We start from the raw sequence: 25,470 nt of genomic DNA on the forward strand, positions 1-25,470 counted from the left end.
TTATGCTTTATATCCTTCAAGTAAGATCATGATAAGTTCTTTTGAAACATTATCCCTAATCTCCTTATCATTATTTCTTAGTGCATCAATCCACTGTTTATACAGTTTCTCAAACTTCTTCATTTGGCCAATACTAAACCAAAACAACCTGGTATCGATGTTCGCTGGCTGATTATTTCTGACCATTTCTTCAACTACCGATCTAAACTCAGGATCATTTAATCTTGCAGTCCAAGCAGGGAATATCATTGACAATCGATATTCGAAAAAGTCTTCAGGAATCAAAGCTCCATTTTCTTCATTTTGAATAAAGTAATCAATCTTATTTTCAAATGGAACGATATCATCAGTATCAGACATGAAACGATACAACCTCTCTTTGATTTCGTGAGTTTTTTCTACTGATATATTTGGTTCAACACTAACGAAACTAATTTTCCTGTCAGGTACATTAAATTGAATTTCGAAGTCTTTTGTACGTGTTGTTTCTACAGAGTAATATTCTTCTCCCGGAATAAATGGTTTCAGCTTTTTAACCATTGCCAGTCTTTCAGCGAAAGTAAAACACTCTCTGCTTCTCAGTAATCTGTTTCCATTTTCGTCTAGAAGATATATACCAAATTTTTTATCATTTACATCTGGTCTAAGTAAAATATGCTCGATCAAATGCAAGCCTTCACACTTAAGGTTTAGTTCCTTGAGCATATCTATCAGCGCAATTACCGACTTTGCCGCGGCCTCCTCACTTTCATACGACCCGAGTGAAATTGCATCACTATCGGTATCCTTAAATGCAGCAATAAACTTACCTTTTGCATTTTTATCAGGTCCGATTTGATATTTTTCAATATCTAATCCATTTCTGAGAAAATCTTCAGTGATTTTACCATCATGGAATATCTCCTTGATATTTAAGTTTGCGGGAGTAACTTGTTCATCATGAAACTCTTCAATATCTATATAATCGAAATTCTCTTCAAAATATTTACTATCGATAATTCTTTCACTGGAAGCGGTACTTTTACTTGACTGTATAATGCTAAGTTTTTGATCTTTAAAGTGGTCGATCAAAGATATATTGTCAGTGATTTTACTATCGTTAATTGAATAGAAATTAAGTCCTAAAAGAACACTTAATTTCACTTCTAACCCTGCCACATTACCTTCATCAGAAAACTCCTTTTCATAATCTACTCCTCTGTTCCGGTTCTTATTTATGAAAGGAATAAATTCCAGTAATCTTGTTTTATTTTTTAAAAGGAAATCGTCAGTTGCCTCCGGAAAATAATATTTGAAAGATTGAGTCCCCACCTGAGGGAATGATTCACCGTGAAGTGCCAGTAGATAATCAAGAAACCTTCCTCTTCTATCTACATAATTATCCATTACTTCAGTTAATTTCTCTAATCCTTCATAATAACTTGGAGGAATTGCATGCTGCCTGAAGCTAATCGGATCTATTCCATCATTTACTGTTTTATATAACTTTTCAGAATAAGGAACTTCATCGAGAGTTTTGAAAAAATACGTTCTTTTATCGGTATTTTTAAATGAAAGTAACTCCCCTACCCCTGATAACTGAGCCAAATAATTCACAAGAATTTGCTCAAATAGCATCAAATATCCTTTCAGCTGAAGTACTTGAGACTTGCGTTCAGGAGTTGCCGAGGTAGACACCCCATCAATTCCCAAACCATAAACCTGAGGAAAATGATTTTGAATAGAGTGATAACTAAGTGTATCCATCTTCTTACCCTCAGGTAACTTTATTGGTTCTTCACTTAACCTATACACTCGCTTATTTGCAGAGCGAAGCTCATTTAAATGCCTGGCTACTTTATTAGTATCAATATGAGAATAATTAACCCTTCCTTTAGAAAGAACGACAGGAAGTTCATCTTCATATGCCTCAAGGTTGGTTTTCAATCTTGGTAATTTCCCAAACGGAATATCTACCTGATTAAAATGATTTTGCCCGTCTGCTTCAACATGCAAACTTTTCACGCTACTAACTCCTTCAACCTGCATTATGACCTTCATTAATTCAGAGATCAAAATTTTATCAGTCTTAGAAGGTAGTTCTGAAGTTTTTATAAACCCATGCTTTAGTAACGGACCTTCAAAAATATCATTTAATGTATACCCTTCATCAATAAGCTCCTGAAGAGAATAAAATTTCATTTGCGGAGACAAGTATTCATCAACGCGATAAAGCAGTTCGCCCATAACTTGTTCAGCACTAATTGTACCATCAAGTTCTACGTCAGCATGCAGCGCAACAGGCATGTGCTCAAGAATCATTATTTCTTCAATGTCTTCACACAAATTTCTGCTGTTAAGAAATACTTTTCGGGCTTTCTTTAATACTGCTTCTTTAGCTGATTTTGTAGTAATACCTTCATCTATATCAAGAAGAATGCTATAAAGTCCGTTTAATGAATTCTTGTGGTTATCAACAGGTTGAAGCCAAACATTTTTAATTTCAAATACTGAATCAAACAACAACTTACGATAATCATCTATTGTAAGCGAATTACATGGCAAAACCTGGTCTGGCCTAAAAAAGGATTGTTCCTTTTGGCCTTCGCGAAATAGCAGATCTTCAATCTTAAAATCAGTACGATATGCTAATTCAGTTATAGCAAAGCAGACCTGTTCAAGAATTGTAACGCCGGGATCATGTGTGTTAAAATCTGTCCAGTATTCACCTGCCAGTTGTTGAATAAGCTTTATACCCTCTGCACGAAGCGCGTCATAATTAAACTGTTTTGCTTCCTTATGCTTCTTCTCTATAAATGTTGGTTGAATCATTGAAAAAATCCCCGTTAAATATTATTCAAGTGATCGAAAGATGAATTAGTATTCTGGTTTTCAGTTAATTGATTATTAGCTTGCTCATTTAATTTACCTATCAACTCAAAAACCTCCTCAAAAGGTAATTTCCCCAGGCCTTTAAAAATCAAATTCCCTTCTTCTACACTTACCTTGAGTATAATTTCCTTTTTATTACTTTCCATTTCTATTCTTTTATTCCTAAGCTATCATCCATAAACTGGTCATCCCAAAGACCGGCGATATGATAATTAACAAAAAAGTCACCACCATAATCACAACGGGTACGCATTTCCAGTTGATAATTATAAGTAGTTCCTGTCCAACGCAATTTAATCATGTTACACCTTACTCCATAGTAAGCTTGAGTCACTCTGATTTTACTCTTTGACTTTCCAAAAGTAGACAAAGCCATTGCGTGAATAAGTGCATACTTACCGGTCTTTTTCTTACCGGCACCAGCTACCACTTCAAATGCATGACAGCCATTAAGTTCGGTAACAATTGGATGCCATTTACCATCTGCAGGAACTTTCCCGGTATGAAGCTTTCCTTTTCTGGATTTCATTCCGACTGCTCCATCAACATCTAGCTCATCTTCAGGATTTTCATTGTTAACACCGACTTTACCACCATGAGTCAGCGTCATGATACTATCTCCCAAATGATTGTTAATGTTAAGGTTTGAGTTACCTCTGTTCACATTAAAGCTCCATGCCGGACTCTTATCCTCAATGCTCTTATAAAAACTTACAAGCTTTTCAGAAGTTCCGATAGGCGACAGCATCAGCCCTTCATCAGTAGTTTTTGAAATACCATCATCAACCCGGTTAATTACTGAGTCGATCAGATCATTAAAGTTGTTTTCAGTCGGTAAATTTCCCTTTCTGAAAAATCCACGGAGTGTCTCCCTGTTTTGTAATGGCATATCTAAAAAAGTTATTTTTTAATCTTCAATAATAAAATCATGTCCTAGCTCCAGATAATCTATACCCGCTTGTCTTGAAACCTCCTCTGATTTATTAATCAGAACTGAGATTTGATGTTCCGGAGCAGGAACTAAAACAGACCATGGCTTGGTTGCTGTTAATGACGACTTCTCAGAGTTAACTCTGGCTGTATCAATTAACTGGAACTGACCGCTATAATCTTTGGCTACCTGAATCATTGAGAATCGGGTTATAAACTCAACATAAGGTAATGTTCTTAAGAAACTCAATATATCAGAACTATGAACTGTACCTCCCAATTCAACATTTCTGTTATGCGATTGCAGAGTTCCTGTCAGATATCTGTTTATTTGTTCATTCAGCTTTTGAATATAATAACCATAATTGTATCCTTCGGAAAACTTCACTGCGCAGATGATCTTGATTCTTTCATAATGTGGGTTTCTAACCTCAAGCTTTATGAATGGAGAGATCAACCTGCTCAATCTTTCTTTTATGTCATATAGCATTTCACTACTAGCCATAGGTTCACTTTTGTTAACCGCACTGTCAGTATGAGGTGTAACGATCATCAAAATACTTCCCGGAGAATGAACTTTTTTACTTGACATATTAGGAAGGCAAGTAGCTCTGTATACCTCAGGGAATTCATTGAGAACCAGACGTTCATAATCCCAAATAGTTATTGCTCGTTGCTTATGCCTTAATCTTTCACCTACACCTGTATAAAAAGAGTTGTTATCTTCTTTTGGCTTACCTCCAAATGAAGGTAATGGCTGAGTTATCCGTTGAATCCCTTCAATATTGTTCACAGACCTTTTAACCGTAAAGGCAGGAAGAGGGTGTTCCAGGTAGTCATCTTCCAAAACAGATTCAGGAGATAAGCTTGCTGTGATAACTTGCGTACCAGCTGATAGTAAACTGGAAGCAACTTCAGCATTTTTAACTGCAGCTGCCCGAATCCAGAAAAGATCAGGATCTAAAATTGAATTTCCGGTTGAAATATCCGTTGGAAGTTCAAGTGTTATAATTCCTGTTTTTAGAAACCTGTTTGTTTCATCTCTTAAAATCTTCGATGGTGCCAGAGTATACCATTTATCATTTGACAGATAACTCCACTCTACCTCTGGTGGGTCAATCTCCGAAGAGATAGTATACTCATCGATCATCTCTATAAACAAGTTGAGCAGCTGAGGTGTACGTAATCCGGATAAACCGATCAATAAAGCTCCTTCAAACTCTAATCCAGGTAACAGATTTGTTGTCTGTGCAGCATTATCAGGATAGATCAGATTTTCCCCATGTGGATGAAGGTAGAATAACTGACCTGCATCATTCTGCTTTTTAGCATCTCTTTTAGATCTATCAACCAAAGAGATTGCCGATGACGCCTCATAATTTAATGATAATGAGCTAACCTGAGGTGTATAAGGTTTTTTCGGTACTTCAAGTTTACTTTTCTCCTTATTTTTAAGGAGTCCGGTACGTGAATTTTCGATGGTAACCTCAGATAAAATTGCAGGATACACATCATGTCCGAACCCATTGCGCGGATTTACCAGTTCAAGACGAATAAATCCACGCTGAGTTCCGGCAGTAAGAGCAAGTTCCCGGTTGATGGCAGCGTAATTAGGTGCTTGCTTTATCTTACTTATATCTATTCCTGAAATCACGGTATGTGATCTCAATGGTGCTGCCGGTGAAGGTGCTTTAAAAGCTCCTTTATCTTCAGTCCGGAACATTTTGAAGGTTTGCTGCTCACCCTTTTCCATTGGTTTCCATCCACCATTGTCAAGGATTGACAGCGCAAATTCAAATGATCCGTTATCTATTGATGACTTATATTCTTTGTAATGTTCAGAGAACCCACTTTTATGATCAGGCAGATCATACCAATCTATATTTATCTCAAGGTCATCCACAGATTTTTGGAATATCTCATTAGAGCCGATAACCATGTATGCACCCGACCTTGGCATTGGGCCAAACGGTATAAATGGAGCATTTGGATTTAATCGACCAATCTGATTATGTACCTGAAGATCTTTATATTCGGAAACCTTGACATTAAACTCAATTTGCTCAAGAACCAGTGAGCTCAGTAATGAATACGGATAGTTAAAAGCATGATCGTTTAGTTCAAATTTTATTACAGGTAAGTGAGTCTGTAGATTCCCCTGGTGTAAAGTCTTATTGTATCCAATAATTGATGGCGCCCCTTTATCAATGTCAAAATTTACACGTAGTGCTTTCTTTTTAACATTTTGTGTGATTACATATCGATTAATATTGAGCCATCCTTCAGATGAACTTAGCTTAATATTAAATGCTTCTGCAAAAACCTTTACAAAAACTTCCTCAATTGAGTTTTCATACTTAATGCTCAGGTCTTTGATATAATCTTGTAAAAGGCTGAATGAAGTTTCTGAAAACTGAAGTATTATCTGAACATCTCTAACTCCCTCAGACAAAAACAGAACCGGAGAAGAAATTGCAAATCCTACTGTTGCAGGATCCATTGTCTTTTCGTTATGCCCTTTTCCTTTTTGAGACTCACCAAAAACAGCTAATGGTTTCTTTTCTTTAAGATCTGAAAATGCTTTACCTGAAAAATAGTCTCCGGAAAAATCATGGGTCAAAACATTGGTAACCAGAGCTCTCTCCCTTCCTTTAATATTCAAATAATTGCGATCAACAAAAATTGATTTCAGCTGCTGTATTTGAGCTTTGTTTACAAGAATATCATTGTCAGCAAGGTATATTTTATCCTTCTTACCTGACTTTAATTCAGCAAGAAACTTTGTTCCTTCTTTAATCTGAACAAACTCTGCCTCATCATTTAATTTAAACTGAAGATAAATTTTATCAAGTTCAGCTTCATCTCTAATCTGCTGAAGGATATTCGAGTAATAAAATTCTAAGTGTTTACCTGTTATATCATTTAATCCTTCTTGTGCATGTTTAAAAACATTCAAAAAGGATAAAAACAAAGCGATTTCCGGATAATGAATATCACTACCTAAGGATTGTCTTAAATAATCAGGTGTTTTGGTTTTTAAATAAAGTAATGTCTCGTAAAAACTTTGAAATACCTCTTGAAGTTTCTCGGGTACATCCTTAAATGAAATTTTTTCAGACTTTTGATCTTCATTTAAATTCCAAACAGGACTAAATGTATCAAAGCTAAGGCCCAAAGAATTTAGCTCCTTTAATGATAAAATCACTTTAAGATCATCAAGTGATTTGTTAAGCTTTGAAGATATCGCATTATAAATTTCATTACGAACACTTACCTGGCTTTGAGTGAATTCTTCAACATTTTTTAATTCGCTGTACCACTCTTCAAAATTGATTGCCAGTGAATATACTTCGCTAATTGCCCGATCAAGGTATTTAATTTTCCTTGACTCTTTTTTATATAATCTAGCTTTATAAATAGCCTTCTTAAATCTGTCTTCAAGTTTGGTTGGCTCACTATCTATTATCGCGGCCAAAATTACCGTTTCATCAGAGAAAAAATAAGACCAATCACCATCAACTTCATTTCGGTTGTTGTAGAATTTTATCAGTTTTGATAATCCCTTAGTATACACCAAAAGGTCCTCAAATGATCGTTCATCGATTTTGACATACTGCTTGCTTAATGCTTTAAAAAAGCGACTTCGCTGAGTAGTGCCTACATTACCTTTTAATGAAATTTTTCCTGATTCCATCCCCTGCAATTATCTATACTTATTTAATTTTATCTTTTGATTTCAAGTCAGTGCCCTCGATAATATAGTATGGATATACCATGTTAGTTCTGACGTTAGTTTTCCTGACTGTATAGATTAGGTTAATATTAACTAACCCATCATTTTGCTTATCAGGAATAACCTCTACTTTATCAAGAGTTATTCTTGGCTCGTGATACAACACAGCCATTTCAACTCTCATTCTAATTGTTTCTATCAAAGAATTATTCAACGCCTCAAAGGCTGCAAATTTCAAATCACACCCATAGTCTGCATTCATAATTCTTTCACCAGGCCTTGTTGAAAGTAATATTCGAAGAGATTCTCTGATATCATTATCTTCAGAAACAAGCACCACGCTACCTGATCTTTTTTCAAATGATGGTGGAAATTTCCATCCAACTCCAAGAAATGTTTTTTTATTCTTCATAATATTCCTATCCTCCAATTAAAACAGTTGGTTCACCTAAAATTATTGTTCCCCCATGAGCAGTAGAGTCACCCATTCTGGCTGCAGGTTTTCCTCCAATAAGAACTGTTGCAGATCCAACAGCTATCGTATCAGGTGGGCCAGTACAAACACACGTATCCCCTACTCTTGCTGCAGGCATTCCTCCAATTAATACAGTGGGTTCACCCATCACTACCGGACCACCTACATGAGGCACAGTACCTGTTACCATCGGACAAATATGGTTATCTCCAATTCTCGCAGCTTGCATCTTTTTCTAATTTATCTGTACAATTCCACCCTTAATTACTGTCATAGCTGATCCAGAAACTTCGGCCTGAGCTCCTTCTGCTGCAAATTTTGCAGATCCGGTTAGATTTACGTTAATACCTTCAGCCACAAAGTCCCCTGTTGCTTTCACCTCAGTATTCTGTTTAGATTCAACAAGAACATTTCCTTTAGCTTTTAGGGTTATGTCTCCATCGGATTCAAAACTGATTCCGTCTGCAGACATCAGCATCGTATTTCCGTTTTCTTCATTTATTAAAGTGACCGTCTTCTGATCATCGTCCAAAATAAATTTATTTCCACCCGGAGTCGATATAGTTAAAATCTTATCGCCATCATTAAACTGAATCTCAAGCTCACCCTTGGTAAAAATTGATTTGATTGGATTTTCCTCCTCAGGTGTATATTTTGGCTTTTTTTGTTTGCCATATAGTGACCCTAAAATAATCGGATTCTGAGGATCATCATTTAAAAACCCTATTAACACTTCATCACCTATTTCAGGAAAAAAGAATAAGCCGGCATCAGCCGTAGCATATTGATTAGCTAACCTGGCCCACAGTGGCATATTGTCATTTTGTAGTGTTGGAACAGTAACCTGAACTCGATAATTACCATCCGGATCTTCATGAATTTGCTTTACAAGTCCGGTATGAAGACCTTGAATTGCCGGAGCAAGACCTGAGGCTAACTGACTATTTACATATGGTCTTTCTTCCGAATACCAATCATATGATAAACCAAGTTGATAATCCGTAGTCCAATTTCCTTCTTCAATAATATGTGAGACTCCAGAAATATAATTCTTACCATTAAACTGCTTACTCAATCCACTAAGTTTTATGAAATTACCAGGGTTAACATAGTAATTTCCTAAAACTGTCAAATTTCCTTTTACTTTAGCTAAGCGAGATCGGGTAATCTTAGCATCTGCCCATGCCTTTAACATAGACTGCTGCATAAAACCAGGTGATTGAAGAGGCACATCCTCGATTCCAAAAACACCAGCCAATTCTTCTGAAGTTTTTTCTCCAGCCTCAATTTCACCAACAGGTTCTCCAGATGCATCAACCAATTCTAAATTTGCAGAATCCCACGCATAGGCATTAACTGCAATAAATTGATCTCGAGCATCTGCATCTCCATTAAATGACAATAATCCAGAACCATGACCTACTTCTAAAACTGCTTCTTCGGCAAGATCTATTTTTTTAATTGTAAGTTTTTCATCACCGGTATTAACAAGTAAGCCATTAATATCCGACCTCATCAAAATAAAATCCCAATCAGAAGCATGATGTTGAACTAATTCCGGATGTTCAGTTTCAGTATCCTCAACTTCATATTCAATTTCGTACTCACCAAATATTTTATTAATCATATCTGAATCAGTAGAATCATAATAAATATTATTCTTTCTGGCGAGAGTTAACTTTACTGCTTTATGCTTACAATCTATTATAAAACGAGAACTGCCAGAACGCATAATCCGTAGATTTTGTCTGACGATTACTCCTTTGAATATCGTTTCTTGTTCATTTTGGTAGCCAGCTTTAATCTCGATTTCATTTCCTGCATTAAAGAGGTCATCATTACTTAATTCGAAATCCTGACTTTCTGCAGTACCTCCATCAGTAAATTCGACTGTTGCTGAGGAAACTTTATTGATCGCTTTATCTACCCTTATATAAATAACACCATAATGACCAGGTACTTCTTCACCATTAATCATTATAGTTGTAGTTACCAACCCACTTTTCTCGATCAAATTATTCATTGATATTTATTTTTTTAAGGGAGGAAAATGCAATTCCATTCCTGGTTCAAGATCCCTGAAACTTGTAAGACCATTTATTTCTGCTACCTGTAAATAATAGTTAGGATCACCATAAATCCTGCTACATAAACTAGGCAGACTATCACCAATCATCACAGTGATAAGGTGAGATAGATCGGGTGAACTTCTATTTTGCCTTTTTGCCTGTTCTTCTAAAGTTCTTGCACTAACAAACCCTAAATTCACTTTAGCTCTTAAAGAGTCTCCATTTGGTGCAAATAAGGTATGAGTGACATTCATACTTTCCATCCTACCATTAAATGCAAGGGACTCACCCCACTTCAATCCTACATAGGGAGTTTCATGGGCCTCTCCTATATAGTCATAGCACAGTTTTCTTAGTTCTTTTAACTTTTCACTAACCTTAATTATTTCTCCATTCGAGCCTGTACCATCAAACCAAATCTCAAATTGAATTTTTTCAGAGTTAATATGTTCGAATTTCTGCTCAGCTGCTTCAGTATCTTTTGGCTGCTCAGTATTGTAACTGATAGACATCTGATTAGTAATAGAATTTGGATTCAAATACACCGACATTCTTCCAAGCTCATCTTTAACATCATATGAAGCCGTGGAATACGATATAATCTCTAATTTCTTAAGTGCAGATACTTCAGTTTCCATTCTTTATCTCTCTTTTTTCCTTTCAAGTAAATGCAATACTTGCTCGACACATGCATCTACAATTTCTTTTTTATCAACATTCCGGTTTTTAACATCATTAATAATGTTATTACCTTCGTTGACATTAATCCTTACAATCAATTCCTTTATTTCTACAGGCATACTAAGTCAAACTTTCCTCATATCGTTGATAGGCAAGCTCAATAGACTCAACAGATAGCTCATTACCCTGGCTTTTCATTCCCGAAACAGACCATTTTACCGGATAGGCGTTAAAAAATGTCCAGGACAATAAAGGTTCCTGATCTTCACCCAATAACATTACAGTTATATCCTTTGGTTTTATACCACTTGCAAATCCAACTTCAAATGTTTCTTTACACCAATCTACAAATGATGAGCTCGTTGCACACTTACCTCTTTTCAATACCAGATTTGGATATTTCAAAGGCTGGGGCAACCGATGGATAAATCGGTTTTCCCCACCCTCCTGAAATTCTTCAGTAGGCATCTCTACAGAGATCCCACTAACTTCCATGAAGCTATTATCATATTTTCTCGATTCACCGGCAGTGGATCCGGATTGCTTCGATAAATAAACGGCAAACCTGAAACCGGGAATCGGATAATTAATGTCTGCCATAATTTAGATTATGATAATGACTGAACAATACCTTCATGAGCTAGCTCTAGCGATTCCACAGCGATCTCATTTGCATCAGACTTAAGATCTGGTCCTGAGATTTTTGTTGGGAATGCATTTGAAACTGTCCAAACCATTACTGGCTCATCTTCCTCATCAAGAAGAGTTATGATAACATCCTCTCTTCTTTCCTTGTTAGTCTGAACATCTTCAAACCACTCATAAAAAGTAAGATCGTCTCTGAACACACCTTTTTTAAGAGTAATGGTTCCGTGTTTTTTCAAACCAGGGATCTTACGAGTAACTAGCTCAGGGTCATTTCCTGATCTGTATTCAATAAACTGAGTTTCCATTTCAAGACCGGTAACTTCCTGAAATCCTACCTCAACATCGCCCCACTCAACCTGAAAGTGGAACTTAGGTACTGGCCATAGTTCTTCTGCCATAACTTAAAGTGTTTATTCGTTAATGTTTTGATTTAAAAATTAAGATTCCTGCATTTTTTGCTGGAATGTGATCACAATGAATTCTGCTGGTCTGGATACCGCAACCTTTACTGATATATTCATTACACCATCAAGGATATCATTAGGAGTCATTGTACTTCCAAGACCTACCTGTACATCATATGCATCAGCAGGAGTTAATCCTACAAGACCACCCTGACGCCAGATATCATTTAAGAATGAGTTAATCATGCTACGAACAAGAACCCATGTACCTGAGCTATTAGGCTCATAAACATATGCTTTAGCAGCTTTCTTAATTGATTGCTCGATGTAGGTTATCGTTCTTCTAACGTTAATATATCTCCAGTCCTGGCTGTTTCCATCAAGAGTTCTTGCACCCCAAACTGTAGTTCCTTCACCAACAAATGCTCTGATAGCATTGATTGATTTTCCAGAAGGAGTTACGTTAAGGTCTTCCTGATCATCTTGAGTAAGTCTAACCATTGGTGCGATAGCCTGGCTGATTGTTAAGTTAGCCGGAGCTTTCCAAACACCTCTTTCACCGTCGATCATTGTATAAACACCTGCCATAGCAGCACTTGCTGGTAAAACGTTTAGGTGAGTTCTGATCTTTTGAAGGATTTTTTCAAAAGCAGGGCTGATAACTTTTAAAGTTTGAGTAAGTGAACTTACATCTGCAGCATCTCCGATTTTGTTGATCTCAGCTTTGATCTCATCTGCTTTTTTAGCATTAGGAGCAGTAGCATCTGCTTCTTTGCTTAATAAATCCTTTAGCTTGTCAATATTTGAAATATTAGCATAGCTTAGTTCGTCATTTTGAACAACAGAAGTATATACCCATGGGTAGTAAGCAGCTCCATATGCTAAGAAGTTTGATCCAATTCCTTCACGGAAACGCGTTATTACATCACTCTTATCATATGTTCTTGCATTTGTACCTTCATATACATCAAGAATAGCAAAACGAGACTTTGTTCTGTATCCACAGTGAGAAAGCATTTCTTGCTGTAAAGCAAAGCAATCAGCCTCTTCAAGCATTACAGCTTCAGGAATTACCAACATTGTTGGCTCCTCTTCACCGTAAAGTGAGTCCAATGCCTCTTGTAAAGCCTTTTTAGAAATAGCATTAAGCTTTACTTCAGTAGAAGTAACTGGCTTAACATCTTTACCATCCTTAGACTTTGCTGCAGCTGAAGTAGTTGTAACTTCAGAATAATAGCTTCCAGCAGAAACTACCCAACAAGTGCTACCACCGTTGGCAAAGAAAAGTCTGACGCTATCATATAATAGGAATCTCGCTTTGTTATCAGAAACAATTTTGTATCCATTGTTTGCAATTTCAAAGTCGTAATCCTCATTTGCATCTGCAGATTGAACATTGAACTTGGTAACCGGACCCCCTCCGAAAAGATTATAAAATTCAGAAAGAGATGAAATTCTCACCGGTTTGTTGATTAATGAACGACCGTCGCGTCTAACCTTCTCAGTATAGCCTATGAAGGCAGGTACTGCAGTAGGCACAGCTGCAACAGAATTCGAAAAGGCGTTCTTTTCTTCTACATAAACGCCCGGCGTTGCTAGATTTTGTGACATAGTTGATCAGTATTTGGTTTTAAAAAGATCATACATATATTAAAATTTCAGAATATACTTTGCTATCAGCCGCTCTTGATTCCGGCTGTATCATATCTGTTGGTGGTGCAGGCATCCTCTTTAAAATCACCTTATTACCCATTCCTGCAGATTTACCAACTAGTTGAAACTGATGACTGGTAAACTCGTGCATGGCTATTGGTTTTGATGATTCAAATCCTATAGCTTTTTGCCCGGTTACCAACTGAGTTTCCTTTCCTTTACTAAATTCTATTTTCTTATCATTTGTCTCTATTCGCGACTCCTCAATCCCTTTTACATACTTCGAAATAATCAGATACTTCCAATATGTTTCTCTTGATTTAAAATTGATCTGATATTCAAGCTTCTCAGGATCATCCCCCTTTTCAATTGCTTTAATTATCTGATTACAAGTCTGTGCATCTAAGTTGATGTTGATCAATCCTATTGGTCGCTTTCTTGACCTTTCATTCAAGCAAACAATCTTCTCAGCTGCCGCCTTATCCTTTTTGATATGATAGATACCTGTTCTAACATCAGTCATATAGGACACTGGTTGTTCTTCAGACGAAACATTTAAAATGACATTTTGATGGTTATCTAAAACTTGAAGTGATTTAAAATCATCACTCAAAACCATTCCCGGGTGAATAATTCTGCTAAACTCATTTGCAGATACATAGTCTGACGAATGAAGATTTTTTGATTTAGAATTTTCCAGACATAGAATTCCTTCGAATAGATCTAATGGTAACTGTGTATAGTTAACAAGAGAGTAATCATTACAATAAACTAAAAAACTAAATTCTACCTGTTTTAAATCAGTTAGTTTTTTAGCTAGTAAATCTTCTTTCTCTTTATCAAACAGAATTACAAGTTCATTTTCACTAAAGCGTTCGAGTAACCCGAGGCTATTTAACATGGAAGATGTATAACCAGTAGGTTCTACTGACATATATCTGGCCTTTCCATTGTCAAAATAACTATGGTTTAGAGTTACCGTAACCAGTTTATTGAATTTGAACTGTAACTTAATCATATATTAAAAATTTGTGCCTAACCCTGTAAATGGGGCAGAACCAGACCCAATATTATTTTCGTTAAAAGAAATTACTCTGATCTTGTATAAAATAGAAGGCATATACTTCCCTCCCATTGAACCCCATAAATGACTTAGGTTTTGAAGGTTTTGATTATAAATCTCAAAAGAAAGTTTATCAATTCCCGGATCAAGATCAGGCGTATTATGGTGATTCATGACCTTATTAGATTGAAAATAACTAATCACCCCTGAAAGATACTTTAAGCCTTCAGGGTAATTTTCACCTTCAAATGCAGCTGTGATCAGAAGAAACAGATTCATTTTAACAGGTCTTGGAGATCCGGCTATTGGATTCTTCTGGTTAATTGTTTCCTGTTCCAAATTAGCCAGAGTCAATATTATCTTGTCAGGCTCGGTAACTCCCGGAGTACCGTCCATATTGATAATATTTGAAATAATCACCTTGTCTTCCGGATGTCTAAACCGGTTTGTTAGGTAATCATTTAATTCATTTGCAACAGATTGTACAGCTGAATAGATCATTGGTTATTTAAAAAAGTTGTCTGGTTGATAGACAAAAACATTAAAAATCATTTTTCACTTTATTACGGAAGGTCTTTCTCCGTTAAAAATTTTCTACTTATAAATAATATTATAATCGAGCCTACAATAAAACCACATAGGAGAAAAGCTATATCTCTTACTGCGGTATATTTCATGGCTATAAATACAACTGCTAGAAGCACGATGAGCAGAAGCGCTAAGGTACTCTTGATGGCAATCCCAAACATACGTTTAAACCTACACCCCCATCTATACAAAGCATAAAATCCAAATACAGACACACCAAATAGAGACCCGAAAATTGCAATCAAAGGCCTAGGGTTTGAAAATAATCTTTGAGGGTTACGCATAATACGATATGCTAGGCTCATGATTCGACGGAAAGAAAAACGGCCGCTGCTGACCGAAGCTTTAACAGCAGCAGCCTTGCTTTCAGACAGTGCAAATTTGGCTGCTAGCAATTTCCATAATTCCGTATAACCGTTATCATAACCTAATGCCCAGATACCAACACCACCCAGGTTTTGATCATTTATATAATCGTATTTTCTACTTAAACTCAAACTATCTTCATACCATAATTGACGATAGTTATTTGCATTATCACGGTAAACATAAAATTTACTCTTACTTATATCATCTTCACAACATGCAAGATCACCATGCTTCTTTCTGATATTTCTATAAGTTGTAGTTCCAATAAACTTTCGTGCTTTAGAAGGAAACTTAAGGTCATAAGTAACCCACTCTGATCCATAGTATGGGAGTCCCAACAATAACTTTTTAGCTGGCGTTCCTGCTACTAAATATTCATTAACTGCACTTTGAAGGTTGTATTCCCACCATAACTGACCACTATTCAAAGGAGCAACTGGTCCTGCAACTTTACTATTTGCACCATAGTATTCATATCCCATGATTACATACATGTCAACATGTGGATTTAGCTGCCTGATTTCAAAAACTCTGTTAAAATCAATCGGTGGAACAGCCATCGTAATTAAATAATCTTTATTAACCGAACGAAGGCTTGAAGAAAGATCAATTATAAAATTGGTAAACTGCTCTCTACTTGCTCGGGGAATATTTTCAAAGTCAATATTAACACCATCAGCACCCCTTAACATCAAAAGGTTGATCAGTTCATTAATAAAATTCTTTTGAGCTGTTTTATTTGATAAAAATTTAAGGTTATTCTGAGCACCAAAATTAGTAACACTCAAAACGACTTTTGTGCCATGTGCTTTAGCTGAATCAATCATGGCCGTTGTTTTCCAATCATGAATCGAATAATACCCACCAGTTGATGGATTTAATTCATAAGAAAAGTAAGAAACAACTGATAAAAGAGAGAAATTATAACTCTTATATGCATCCCCCATCCAATATGGGTGCCATCCGAAGACATTCTTTGTTGTATCCAGAACATGTTCCTTTTTATAAACATTATTATGGATAATCCCCATGTGTTGACTCCACTGTTTCTCCTTCGAGAAATCCTTATTCGGTCTACGCTTTTTAACTGATAAAACTCTGCTTTCAAATTTCAGGGAATCAATAGCTTCTTTATCAATCAAACCGACATCAAAAGATACATCTTCCATCGCATTCAATAGAGAATCCTGCTTTTCAGCTTTCTTCTGAACCAACAAAAGACTGTCGTTTTTCTGAGACACCTCTACCTGAGTTACAGGTTCTGGCTCTGATTCCTGATTACTATCTTGCTGTATGGAGTTTTCTTTTATTACCTGGTTAAACCTGTCTTTAAGGCCATCCTGAGCGGAAATATTTTCAGTCAATAAAAAACATACCAATCCAAAAAACACATAACATACTTTGGAAAGCATAATTAATATAAATCCTTTTTTAATATTCAAAAAATAAGCAACACTATTAAAAAAATTATGCTGCAAAAACATTAGGCTTATTCAAAGCCCGGTTGAAAGTTTCAAATATAATTTTATCAACAATTATATAATTTATGAAAACATTTTATTTATTTGCTGACTCAACTATGCGACGATATTAATACATTAAAATCTTTTAACCAATGAAAATATTATTTTTTGTTATCAGTTCATTTTTAGCATGCTTTGCAAACAACAGCTTAATAGCTCAAAATCAAGAAATTACAAAAACCAATCAAAAAGCGATTGAAGTTTTAAAAAATCTTAGACCCGGTTATTTTGGCAATGCAGAGAACTGCATTCCTTACAAAGTGTACGCAGTCAAATATTACGATTCATGGATATTATCAGTAGTACAGGCAGACAATATTGATGTGTTTATAACCGATGGACCAAGGACAGAGGAAAATGTATACCATGTGTCAGATTTCTTTATTCAGGGATTCATTAAAACACTTGAAAATAACTATGTAATCAAACACTCAAAACGTAGAATTATTAACGACCTTGAAATTTATGATTACTACGAGCTAGATAAGGACGGTGAAATTGCAATTAAAGGATTACTAAGACTAGAATTGCCAAATACACCGGAATGGAAAGAGCCAGATTTCTTTGTGTCCAAATTTTTCTATGATATGTTCCATAGAACAAAGGAAGGCATTCAGGAAGAAGCTGTAATTCAACCTTCTATAGAAGAAGAGATGAGTGCTGCTAAAGACCAAACTAAAGTAGTTACTGATCAGATTAAATAACATATAAATTACAAGTTAGATACATTGTTTTAATAAATCCATCTAATTTCAATACAAGTTATTTGAAAAATTATACTACTTTCTGTTTACAGACAAACCATTATACTTTTCGTATTTTAATTAATAATATTAAAAGAGAGCGGATAAACTGCTCTCTTTTTCATTTTGTACTTTTACAATTCACACATTATCCCATCCAAATTTCAAATCAAAAAGTATTTTCTTTCATGAATTAATCCTCATTCTAAGAATGATGTATATACCTTTTTAATTACCTAATAAAGATGTATTTTCCATTTTGTAAGTATTGATTGAAAACTATCAAAATGAAATATCCACTTCTATTGCTACTCACTGTTATAATTTGTTTAGAGAGTAATTGCCAAAACGATCTTCATTCAAAGAGATTTAACCAATTAATTATAAGAGGAGCAACACTTATAAAAGGTGATGGAGCTCCTCCTATTGGTCCTGTTGACATTGTTATTGAAGATAACAAGATCACGAAAATCACAAAAGTTGGGTACCCTGGAGTTGAAATAGATGATAAAAAAAGGCCAAAATTAAAATCCGGAGGCAAAGAGATCGATGCATTTGGCATGTATGTCCTTCCAGGTTTTATAGATATGCATGGTCATATTGGAGGTGGACCAAATGTAGATCCTGAATATGTATTTAAACTTTGGATGGCTCATGGCATTACTACAATAAGAGAACCAGGAGGTAGAGGACTAAATTTCACCATGGAGCTAAAACGAAAAAGTGAAAAAAACTCAATTATTGCTCCACGCATTATAGCTTATTCTGTTTTTGGCGAAGGAACGGATAATCAAATTATAACTCCGGAAGATGCCAGAGAATGGGTTCAACAAAATGCTAAAAATGGAGCCGATGGAATAAAATTTTTTGGAGCCGAACCAGAAATAATGGCTGCAGCCCTTGAAGAAAATAATAAGTTAGGATTAGGCTCAGCCTGTCATCATGCTCAATTGGATGTAACCAGATGGAATGTTTTAAATTCTGCCCGAGCAGGGCTTACAAGCATGGAACATTGGTATGGTTTACCTGAGGCATTATTTACAGATCGAATAATACAGAATTACCCATTAGACTACAACTATGCTAATGAACAAGATCGCTTTGAGGAAGCTGGTAATTTATGGCAACAAGCTGCAAAACCCTATTCCGACCACTGGAATAAAGTGATGAATGAATTAATTGAACTTGATTTTACGATTGACCCGACATTTAATATATATGAAGCAAGTAGAGACCTTCATCGTGCAAGAAGAGCTGAGTGGCATGAAGACTATACATTACCAAAGTTATGGCAATTTTTTCAGCCTAGTAAAGTTTCACATGGTTCATACTGGCATTATTGGGGTACAGAACAAGAAGTAGCATGGAGAAATAATTATCAACTTTGGATGACATTCATTAATGAATATAAAAACAGAGGTGGAAGAATAACTGCTGGATCCGATAGTGGTTTTATATTTCAGCTTTATGGTTTTGCTTATATCCGTGAACTTGAATTATTAAGAGAGGCAGGTTTTCATCCTCTTGAGGTAATCAAATCTGCTACATTAAATGGTGCAGAAGCTTTAAATATGGTAGATCAACTCGGATCAGTTAGGGAAGGAAAACTTGCTGACCTCATAATTATTGAAGAAAATCCTCTTGAAAACCTGAAAGTACTCTATGGAACCGGGGCCATAAAATTAACCGAAGATAACAAAGTTGTCAGAGTTGGAGGAGTAAAGTATACTATTAAAGATGGCTATGTATATGATTCAAAAAAACTATTAGCTGAGGTGAAAGAAATGGTTGATAAAGCAAAAAAGGAACAAGGATTTGAAATAAAACAACCAGGGATAAACTAAACTCAGAAAAAACAAGTAAATAAACTTATTAGTCCACCAATCTTAATGTTATTTAGATCGCTTAATGGTGTAAGTCACCATTTTTGATAGAGAATCTTTGTATTTAGAATCAGGGAAATCATTCAACATCATAAGGGCTTCCTCGTAAAATCTGTTCATAACAGAAGTAGCATAATCAAGACCACCAGACCTTTTTACATAGTCTATTACTTCTTTAACAACCTTAGGCTTATGACTTTTATTTCGGATCTTATAAATGATTTTCTTCCTTTCCATCCAGGTCGATTGACTTAAAGCATAGATTAATGGAAGAGTCATTTTCTTTTCTTTAATATCAATTCCTAACGGTTTTCCAATTTCATCGGCACCATAATCAAAAAGATCATCTTTAATTTGGAAAGCCATACCTACCTTTAATCCAAATTCTTTCATCTTGGAAACCACCTCAGCAGTAGCTCCTGAAGAAGCTGCACCAACAGCACAACATGAAGCAATTAAAGAAGCTGTTTTTTGCTTTATAATCTCAAAATAAACTTCTTCTGTAATATCAAGGTGTCGGGCTTTTTCGATTTGTAACAACTCCCCTTCACTCATTTCTCTGACAGCTTCAGAAACAATCTTTAACAAATGAGTATCACCATTATCTATAGATAGTAAAAGACCTCTGGAAAGAAGGTAATCTCCAACTAAAACTGCTATTTTATTTTTCCATAAAGCATTGATACTAAAAAAACCTCTCCTATAATTCGCGTCATCTACAACATCATCATGAACAAGTGTGGCAGTATGAAGAAGTTCTATTAATGCGGCCCCACGATAAGTTGCCTCAGAAATCTCACCGGTTGTACCAGCACTCAGGAAAACAAACATAGGCCTCATTTGCTTTCCCTTTCTTTTAATAATGTAGCCCATAATTTTGTCGAGCAACATCACTCTTGTCTGCATCGATTGACGAAACTTTTTTTCAAAAGCTGTCATCTCGGATGCAATAGGTTCCTGGATTTCTTTAACGGTAATTTTATTCATAATTAAACGCGCCACAATATTAATATCAAATGATGCGAAAGCAAAGTAAGAGTTGGGATAATTATACTATTTCTCCTTAAAAATTTATATTTTAAGATATTCTACATCAGTTATGGCTAAGATCACAACTTCTATTCCTTCAAATACACATAAAAAACTAATAACAATGGATATTAGTTTTGAAACAACTCACTCAAAAAAACCTGTTATCATCTTTTGTCATGGATTCAAAGGGTTTAAAGATTGGGGAGGGTGGTCATTAATGGCTAATGAATTTGCTGTACTAAATATGGTGTCGGTAAATATGAATTTCAGCCATAATGGAACAACACCAGATGACCCATTAAACTTTTCCGATCTTGAAGCTTTTGGTAATAATAACTATGGCAAAGAACTAGATGATATTAAAACTGTAGTTGACTGGATTATAAATAAACCTGAAGTTTTTCCGGAAGAAGAAACAGATCATGGTAAAATTGCTTTGATAGGTCATAGTCGTGGAGGTTCTATGGCTCTTCTAGCTTCAATGGAAAATCCAAATATAAATGTTGTGGTAAGTCTGGCTCCTATATTTAATCCTATTGAAAGAATATTAAATACAGACCTGGATAAATGGAAAAGTGATGGGGTTATATTTATTGAGAACTCCAGAACAAATCAAAAGATGCCATTATATTATCAATTTTATGATGATATAATTAATAATAAAGACAGATACAACCTACCTGAAAAAATTAAACACCTCAACAAGCCTGCCTTAATAATTCATGGCTCAAAAGACCCAACCGTAGACCTCAACGATTCAATTAAATTAAAGGAAAAGAACAATCAGATTAAATTAGAAATAATAGAAGGTGCAAATCATGTGTTTGGAATGACTCACCCTATTGAATCGGATTCTCTACCAGTTCACATGAAACTAGCATTAAAGCATATTGTGGATTTTCTAAATCCTTTAAGGTATAAAAAATGAAAATCCCGGTCAAAAACCGGGATTCAGGCAATAAATAACTTTTATATCTGTTAAATTATTTCATTTTAACGTCAACTGCATTTAGTCCTTTTCTGCCTTCAGCTAGATCGAAGCTAACCTCGTCGCCTTCAGCAACCTGATCAATAAGTCCAGAGATGTGTACAAAGTACTCTTTTTTTGTTTCATCATCAATGATAAATCCATACCCTTTAGACTCATTGAAGAATTTAACTGTTCCGTTTTTCATTTGTAATAAATAGTAATAATTAATAATTGCCTCAAATGTAAGTATAAAAAAATTCTTATTACACAATTCTGCATCTTTTTATTTACCTGAAGTAATAAAATAACCTAGAATTCTGATTTTCAATTAATTATTAACATTAAATTAACATAAAAACACAGTCGACTCATCATTAGTTTATTTATATTTTAAAGGTAAAAGAAATACAGGGTTATCAATTTTTAATACCTCTAAATTTGTTTTATTCTCACTATCACCTTCCGGAACATCAACAATTACAATATTATTTGATTTTTGACCCGCTACCATTAATTTAGATTTATCTGGCAAAACCATAAAATATCTTGGCCATTCTACCCCGGCAGAAAATGTTATCTGTTGATCAGAATCATTTTTAAATAATGTAAGTTCATTGACATCACCTCTATTACTAACTATAAAAGAATCGGATCCATCTATAAATTGTATTTCTGCAGCACTCCCTTTTTCTCTTTTAGTCTCTTCTTTTAATGATTTGGTTTCCAAATACTTTAATTGACCTTCATCATAACTTGCTATACCGATTGTTTCAGATAATTCTTCAACAATAATCAGATGCTCCCCATCATTAGTAAACTTAATATGTCTTGGACCATGACCTTCCGGAACTTTAATTCCTTTAGATTCTTCCCACTTGAAAGGTTCATTGTCATCAGCTTTATAGCTGTATACTTCTACTCTGTCTGTACCTAGATCGGCAACTAAAAGATACTTTCCATCATGGGAAAAAATTAAATCGTGGACATGCGGCCCTTCCTGCCTTTCTTCATTTATTGATTCTCCCTTATGATTAACAGTCTGCACATGTTTACCAATAGAACCATCAGGACTCAATTTATACACCGAAAAATTTCCTCCGGTGTAATTACCAGCAATTATATATTTACTATCGGGTGATTTAATAAGTACACATGGATGATCACCATATGTTGGAACAGAATTCAATGCGATTAATTCTCCTTTCTTTCTATCAAAATTCAGTGATGTCATTCTCCCTCCATCTTTTGAGGCAGTTTCTTCAACTACATAGACGATAGACTTTTCATCATCATAAATAATATAAGAAGGATTTGAAACAGCATCATAGGTATTCACTCTTTGCATAGCGTTCTTCGAAGGATCGAATTTACATATAGCGATACCTTTATCTTCTTTAGAATCATATTTCCCTACTAATACAAAGCTCTCCTGAGCTTTAATTTGATTAAATAATAAACAAAGGAAAATTAGTATTGATAGATTTATTCTTTTCATATTTCCAAAGTAAATAAAAAAAAGAGGAGACTAGCTCCCCTCTCTTCAATAAAAAACCCAAATAAACATTATTTCACGGTAAAAGTCTCTTTCAGACCCCCGATCATAATATCAAAATCACCCGGTTCGATGACAGACTTGCCATCTCTACCAATAAATGCAAGGTCAGAAACAGGAATTGCAAAATTCAACTCTACACTTTCTCCTGCATCTAAATACACCTTATCAAAAGCTTTTAATCTCTTAGCTGAAGGAGTAATCGAAGCAAAATGATCTCTAACAAAAACATCTACTACTTTTTTACCAGCCATTTTACCTGTATTCTCAACTTTCACTGTTAACTCTACAGTTCCATCCTTCGCAATAGACTTATTTTTAATTACCAGATCACGAAATTTAAAATCCGTATAACTCAAACCATGACCAAAATCCCATTGAGGTCTATAACCATCATTTCCATAAGTATTAGGAATATCTTCTCTAAATTCCTCTGTACCCTTATGATCATAATGAATAACATCTCCACTTTTTCTTGGATAAGTAAAAGGCAGCGCTCCTGAAGGATTTTCATTTCCTGCCAGGATATTTGCCGCTGCCAGTCCACCAAATGTTGCAGGTCTAAAACCTAATAAAATTCCATTTAATCCAGGCTCAATAGAAGATATAACCCTTGGTCGACCTGTAAATAATACTGCAACTACCGGTTTCCCAGACTTAATTGCCTTCTGTGCTAACTGTAGTTGTTTTTCATCTAGATCAAGATCATCAATAACACCAGGACCTTCAGCATATGGTGGTTCTCCTAGCGCCAGAATGATAACATCGGCATTTGAAACATCGCCGATTTCATAATTTTTTTCGTTATCCCATTCAGTTACTGATCTGGAAAAAACATTATCTGCTCCAAAAACCTCTACCAATCCTTCGTGAAATGTCTTTGTTTGCTCTGAATACTGTGATTCATCATTACCCATCCAGGTAAACGACCAAGAGCTATGAAGAGGGCCATAAGCATTTGCTGCAGGACCAACTAAAGCAATTTTAGTATTTTGTTTTAATGGCAATACACCATCATTTTTGGTCAAGACCATACTTTCTACAGATGCGGTATAAGCTGCTTTATCAAAATCAGGATTAAACAACTTCTCTTTACTTACCGCTGGGCTTATCGGTTGATCAAATAATCCAAGATCATTCTTTAACTTTAATATTCTTCTAACCGACTCATCTAATCTGGATTCTGAAATAGTCCCTTCGTTTACTAATTCAACTAATAGATCATAAAACGTATAATCATATGGAACCATACTCATATCCAAACCAGCTTCAACTGCTTGTCTGACAGCTTCTTTATGAGAATCAGCAGTTTTATGTCGTGTGTGAAGTCTTTTAACATCTTCCCAATCTGAAACTGCAAGTCCTTTAAAACCCATCTGGTTTCTTAATACTTCAGTTAAAAAATATTTACTACCATGAACAGGTATCCCATTAATTTCTCCTGAGTTAATCATTACTGTTGCTACCCCATTATCAACAGCCTCTTGAAATGGCGGCAATAGATATTCCTTAATATATAGATCAGAGATATTAGCAGGTGTTCTGTCTTTTCCACTAACCGGTACAGAATACCCAAGGAAGTGCTTCATACATGCTGCTACTGCAGTATTACTTTTTAAGCCATCTTTCTGATATCCGGTTATTGCAGCTTTCCCCATTTCAGTAACCAAATGAACATCTTCACCAAACGTTTCTTCAAATCGTGACCATAATGGTTGTCTCCCTAAACCTAAAACAGGATCAAAATCCCACGGAATTCCACTAGATCTAGTTTGAAATGCTGTAATGTAAGCAGCCTCATGAACAAGATCCGTATTTCTTGAAGCAGCCATTCCAATATTATGAGGAAATAAGGATGAACCCTTTAAATAAGTAGCCCCGTGAATTGCATCAATTCCATATAATATAGGTATGCTATTTTCTGTTTCATTTTTAGCTACCTCCTGAATTGATGTCAAGATAGTTCTCCAGGTATCGTAGTCATAAGCATGACCTTTGACATTTAAAATACTGCCAACTTTCTTTTCAACAATTGCCTTACGCAATTTATCAGGGTCAATTTCTGTTGTGGAGTTATCTTTTAAGATCAGATCAATCGTGACTTGTGTCATCTGACCAACCTTCTCCTCAACAGACATTTTATCTAACAAACTTTCTACAAATGCATCCGATTCATTATTAGCCGAAGCTTGAATTGTTTCCGGATCAGCTTGAGGGTTACATGCAGAAAGGAACAGAATAAACAGTGGTAACACTATTCCTATGTTTTTCATATTTTGAGTT

At 35.3% G+C, this 25,470-nt stretch carries 22 protein-coding genes; 3 read left to right on the forward strand and 19 right to left on the reverse strand.

The features are described 5' to 3' along the window. The 15 genes from HH304_RS08655 to HH304_RS08725 form a co-directional block, all read right to left on the reverse strand. Entirely contained in the window at positions 1-2,811 is a 2,811-nt protein-coding gene (locus HH304_RS08655; protein WP_169680291.1) for a hypothetical protein, read from the reverse strand. 14 nt (positions 2,812-2,825) lie between these two features. Continuing rightward, the gene (locus tag HH304_RS08660; RefSeq protein WP_169680323.1) at positions 2,826-3,017 is read right to left on the reverse strand and encodes a hypothetical protein; all 192 of its coding nucleotides are present in this window, start codon (positions 3,015-3,017) and stop codon (positions 2,826-2,828) included. 2 nt (positions 3,018-3,019) lie between these two features. After that, a complete protein-coding gene (locus tag HH304_RS08665) occupies positions 3,020-3,760 on the reverse strand; it encodes an adhesin (protein WP_169680325.1) in 741 nt (246 codons plus the stop codon). A gap of 18 nt (positions 3,761-3,778) precedes the next feature. Next, a complete protein-coding gene (locus tag HH304_RS08670; protein ID WP_169680334.1) occupies positions 3,779-7,495 on the reverse strand; it encodes a baseplate J/gp47 family protein in 3,717 nt (1,238 codons plus the stop codon). A 19-nt stretch (positions 7,496-7,514) separates the two neighbouring features. Next, positions 7,515-7,946 carry a GPW/gp25 family protein gene (locus HH304_RS08675; RefSeq protein WP_169680336.1) on the reverse strand — a complete coding sequence of 144 codons (432 nt, stop codon included), beginning with the start codon at positions 7,944-7,946 and terminating at the stop codon, positions 7,515-7,517. Between the two features lie 7 nt (positions 7,947-7,953). Continuing rightward, positions 7,954-8,238: a PAAR domain-containing protein gene (locus HH304_RS08680; protein ID WP_169680344.1), complete on the reverse strand. Its 285-nt coding sequence runs from the start codon at positions 8,236-8,238 to the stop codon at positions 7,954-7,956. A 6-nt stretch (positions 8,239-8,244) separates the two neighbouring features. Beyond that, positions 8,245-10,032, reverse strand: a complete 1,788-nt coding sequence (vgrG, locus tag HH304_RS08685; protein WP_169680349.1) for a type VI secretion system tip protein VgrG — start codon at positions 10,030-10,032, stop codon at positions 8,245-8,247. A 6-nt stretch (positions 10,033-10,038) separates the two neighbouring features. Further along, the gene (locus HH304_RS08690) at positions 10,039-10,716 is read right to left on the reverse strand and encodes a CIS tube protein (RefSeq protein ID WP_169680354.1); all 678 of its coding nucleotides are present in this window, start codon (positions 10,714-10,716) and stop codon (positions 10,039-10,041) included. 3 nt (positions 10,717-10,719) lie between these two features. After that, on the reverse strand, positions 10,720-10,878 hold the full coding sequence (locus HH304_RS08695; protein ID WP_169680357.1) for a DUF5908 family protein: 159 nt from the start codon (positions 10,876-10,878) through the stop codon (positions 10,720-10,722). A 1-nt stretch (position 10,879) separates the two neighbouring features. Next, a complete protein-coding gene (locus HH304_RS08700) occupies positions 10,880-11,359 on the reverse strand; it encodes a phage tail protein (RefSeq protein WP_169680359.1) in 480 nt (159 codons plus the stop codon). Positions 11,360-11,367: 8 nt separating this feature from the next. After that, the gene (locus HH304_RS08705; protein WP_169680361.1) at positions 11,368-11,805 is read right to left on the reverse strand and encodes a phage tail protein; all 438 of its coding nucleotides are present in this window, start codon (positions 11,803-11,805) and stop codon (positions 11,368-11,370) included. Between the two features lie 39 nt (positions 11,806-11,844). Beyond that, positions 11,845-13,422 (reverse strand): phage tail sheath family protein, encoded by a 1,578-nt coding sequence (locus HH304_RS08710; protein ID WP_169680363.1) that lies wholly within the window; start codon positions 13,420-13,422, stop codon positions 11,845-11,847. Between the two features lie 28 nt (positions 13,423-13,450). Next, positions 13,451-14,482, reverse strand: coding sequence for a hypothetical protein (locus tag HH304_RS08715; RefSeq protein ID WP_169680369.1), 1,032 nt, complete (start codon positions 14,480-14,482; stop codon positions 13,451-13,453). A gap of 3 nt (positions 14,483-14,485) precedes the next feature. Continuing rightward, on the reverse strand, positions 14,486-15,028 hold the full coding sequence (locus HH304_RS08720; protein WP_169680374.1) for a DUF4255 domain-containing protein: 543 nt from the start codon (positions 15,026-15,028) through the stop codon (positions 14,486-14,488). Between the two features lie 62 nt (positions 15,029-15,090). Further along, a complete protein-coding gene (locus tag HH304_RS08725; RefSeq protein ID WP_169680376.1) occupies positions 15,091-16,896 on the reverse strand; it encodes a glycosyl hydrolase family 18 protein in 1,806 nt (601 codons plus the stop codon). A gap of 203 nt (positions 16,897-17,099) precedes the next feature. Between HH304_RS08725 and HH304_RS08730 the strand changes: the two genes are divergently transcribed. Together HH304_RS08730 and HH304_RS08735 are read left to right on the forward strand one after the other, a co-directional pair. Further along, entirely contained in the window at positions 17,100-17,711 is a 612-nt protein-coding gene (locus HH304_RS08730) for a hypothetical protein (protein ID WP_169680381.1), read from the forward strand. A 326-nt stretch (positions 17,712-18,037) separates the two neighbouring features. Continuing rightward, on the forward strand, positions 18,038-19,594 hold the full coding sequence (locus HH304_RS08735; RefSeq protein WP_169680390.1) for an amidohydrolase family protein: 1,557 nt from the start codon (positions 18,038-18,040) through the stop codon (positions 19,592-19,594). A gap of 48 nt (positions 19,595-19,642) precedes the next feature. Here the strand turns inward: HH304_RS08735 and HH304_RS08740 are convergent, their stop codons facing one another. Beyond that, a complete protein-coding gene (locus HH304_RS08740) occupies positions 19,643-20,620 on the reverse strand; it encodes a polyprenyl synthetase family protein (RefSeq protein ID WP_169680399.1) in 978 nt (325 codons plus the stop codon). A gap of 112 nt (positions 20,621-20,732) precedes the next feature. Between HH304_RS08740 and HH304_RS08745 the strand changes: the two genes are divergently transcribed. After that, the gene (locus HH304_RS08745; protein WP_169680401.1) at positions 20,733-21,593 is read left to right on the forward strand and encodes an alpha/beta hydrolase family protein; all 861 of its coding nucleotides are present in this window, start codon (positions 20,733-20,735) and stop codon (positions 21,591-21,593) included. A gap of 55 nt (positions 21,594-21,648) precedes the next feature. Here HH304_RS08745 and HH304_RS08750 read toward each other — a convergent pair whose 3' ends face one another. The 3 genes from HH304_RS08750 to HH304_RS08760 all read right to left on the reverse strand — a co-directional run bounded on the left by HH304_RS08750 (position 21,649) and on the right by HH304_RS08760 (position 25,460). After that, positions 21,649-21,840, reverse strand: a complete 192-nt coding sequence (locus HH304_RS08750) for a cold-shock protein (RefSeq protein ID WP_169680403.1) — start codon at positions 21,838-21,840, stop codon at positions 21,649-21,651. Positions 21,841-22,014: 174 nt separating this feature from the next. Next, complete coding sequence (locus HH304_RS08755; protein ID WP_169680405.1) at positions 22,015-23,130, reverse strand: lactonase family protein; 1,116 nt, start codon at positions 23,128-23,130, stop codon at positions 22,015-22,017. A gap of 68 nt (positions 23,131-23,198) precedes the next feature. Then, on the reverse strand, positions 23,199-25,460 hold the full coding sequence (locus HH304_RS08760) for a glycoside hydrolase family 3 N-terminal domain-containing protein (RefSeq protein WP_169680407.1): 2,262 nt from the start codon (positions 25,458-25,460) through the stop codon (positions 23,199-23,201). Positions 25,461-25,470 lie beyond the last annotated feature (10 nt).

The organism is Marinigracilibium pacificum, assembly GCF_012926615.1.
Classification (GTDB): domain Bacteria; phylum Bacteroidota; class Bacteroidia; order Cytophagales; family Cyclobacteriaceae; genus Mangrovivirga; species Mangrovivirga pacifica.

Bases quoted from the DNA above. Each gene is read 5' to 3' on its own strand.
- HH304_RS08655 (WP_169680291.1), bottom strand. From the start codon at position 2,811: ATGATTCAACCAACATTTATAGAGAAGAAGCATAAGGAAGCAAAACAG.
- HH304_RS08660 (WP_169680323.1), bottom strand. From the start codon at position 3,017: ATGGAAAGTAATAAAAAGGAAATTATACTCAAGGTAAGTGTAGAAGAA.
- HH304_RS08665 (WP_169680325.1), bottom strand. From the start codon at position 3,760: ATGCCATTACAAAACAGGGAGACACTCCGTGGATTTTTCAGAAAGGGA.
- HH304_RS08670 (WP_169680334.1), bottom strand. From the start codon at position 7,495: ATGGAATCAGGAAAAATTTCATTAAAAGGTAATGTAGGCACTACTCAG.
- HH304_RS08675 (WP_169680336.1), bottom strand. From the start codon at position 7,946: ATGAAGAATAAAAAAACATTTCTTGGAGTTGGATGGAAATTTCCACCA.
- HH304_RS08680 (WP_169680344.1), bottom strand. From the start codon at position 8,238: ATGCAAGCTGCGAGAATTGGAGATAACCATATTTGTCCGATGGTAACA.
- vgrG (WP_169680349.1), bottom strand. From the start codon at position 10,032: ATGAATAATTTGATCGAGAAAAGTGGGTTGGTAACTACAACTATAATG.
- HH304_RS08690 (WP_169680354.1), bottom strand. From the start codon at position 10,716: ATGGAAACTGAAGTATCTGCACTTAAGAAATTAGAGATTATATCGTAT.
- HH304_RS08695 (WP_169680357.1), bottom strand. From the start codon at position 10,878: ATGCCTGTAGAAATAAAGGAATTGATTGTAAGGATTAATGTCAACGAA.
- HH304_RS08700 (WP_169680359.1), bottom strand. From the start codon at position 11,359: ATGGCAGACATTAATTATCCGATTCCCGGTTTCAGGTTTGCCGTTTAT.
- HH304_RS08705 (WP_169680361.1), bottom strand. From the start codon at position 11,805: ATGGCAGAAGAACTATGGCCAGTACCTAAGTTCCACTTTCAGGTTGAG.
- HH304_RS08710 (WP_169680363.1), bottom strand. From the start codon at position 13,422: ATGTCACAAAATCTAGCAACGCCGGGCGTTTATGTAGAAGAAAAGAAC.
- HH304_RS08715 (WP_169680369.1), bottom strand. From the start codon at position 14,482: ATGATTAAGTTACAGTTCAAATTCAATAAACTGGTTACGGTAACTCTA.
- HH304_RS08720 (WP_169680374.1), bottom strand. From the start codon at position 15,028: ATGATCTATTCAGCTGTACAATCTGTTGCAAATGAATTAAATGATTAC.
- HH304_RS08725 (WP_169680376.1), bottom strand. From the start codon at position 16,896: ATGCTTTCCAAAGTATGTTATGTGTTTTTTGGATTGGTATGTTTTTTA.
- HH304_RS08730 (WP_169680381.1), top strand. From the start codon at position 17,100: ATGAAAATATTATTTTTTGTTATCAGTTCATTTTTAGCATGCTTTGCA.
- HH304_RS08735 (WP_169680390.1), top strand. From the start codon at position 18,038: ATGAAATATCCACTTCTATTGCTACTCACTGTTATAATTTGTTTAGAG.
- HH304_RS08740 (WP_169680399.1), bottom strand. From the start codon at position 20,620: ATGAATAAAATTACCGTTAAAGAAATCCAGGAACCTATTGCATCCGAG.
- HH304_RS08745 (WP_169680401.1), top strand. From the start codon at position 20,733: ATGGCTAAGATCACAACTTCTATTCCTTCAAATACACATAAAAAACTA.
- HH304_RS08750 (WP_169680403.1), bottom strand. From the start codon at position 21,840: ATGAAAAACGGAACAGTTAAATTCTTCAATGAGTCTAAAGGGTATGGA.
- HH304_RS08755 (WP_169680405.1), bottom strand. From the start codon at position 23,130: ATGAAAAGAATAAATCTATCAATACTAATTTTCCTTTGTTTATTATTT.
- HH304_RS08760 (WP_169680407.1), bottom strand. From the start codon at position 25,460: ATGAAAAACATAGGAATAGTGTTACCACTGTTTATTCTGTTCCTTTCT.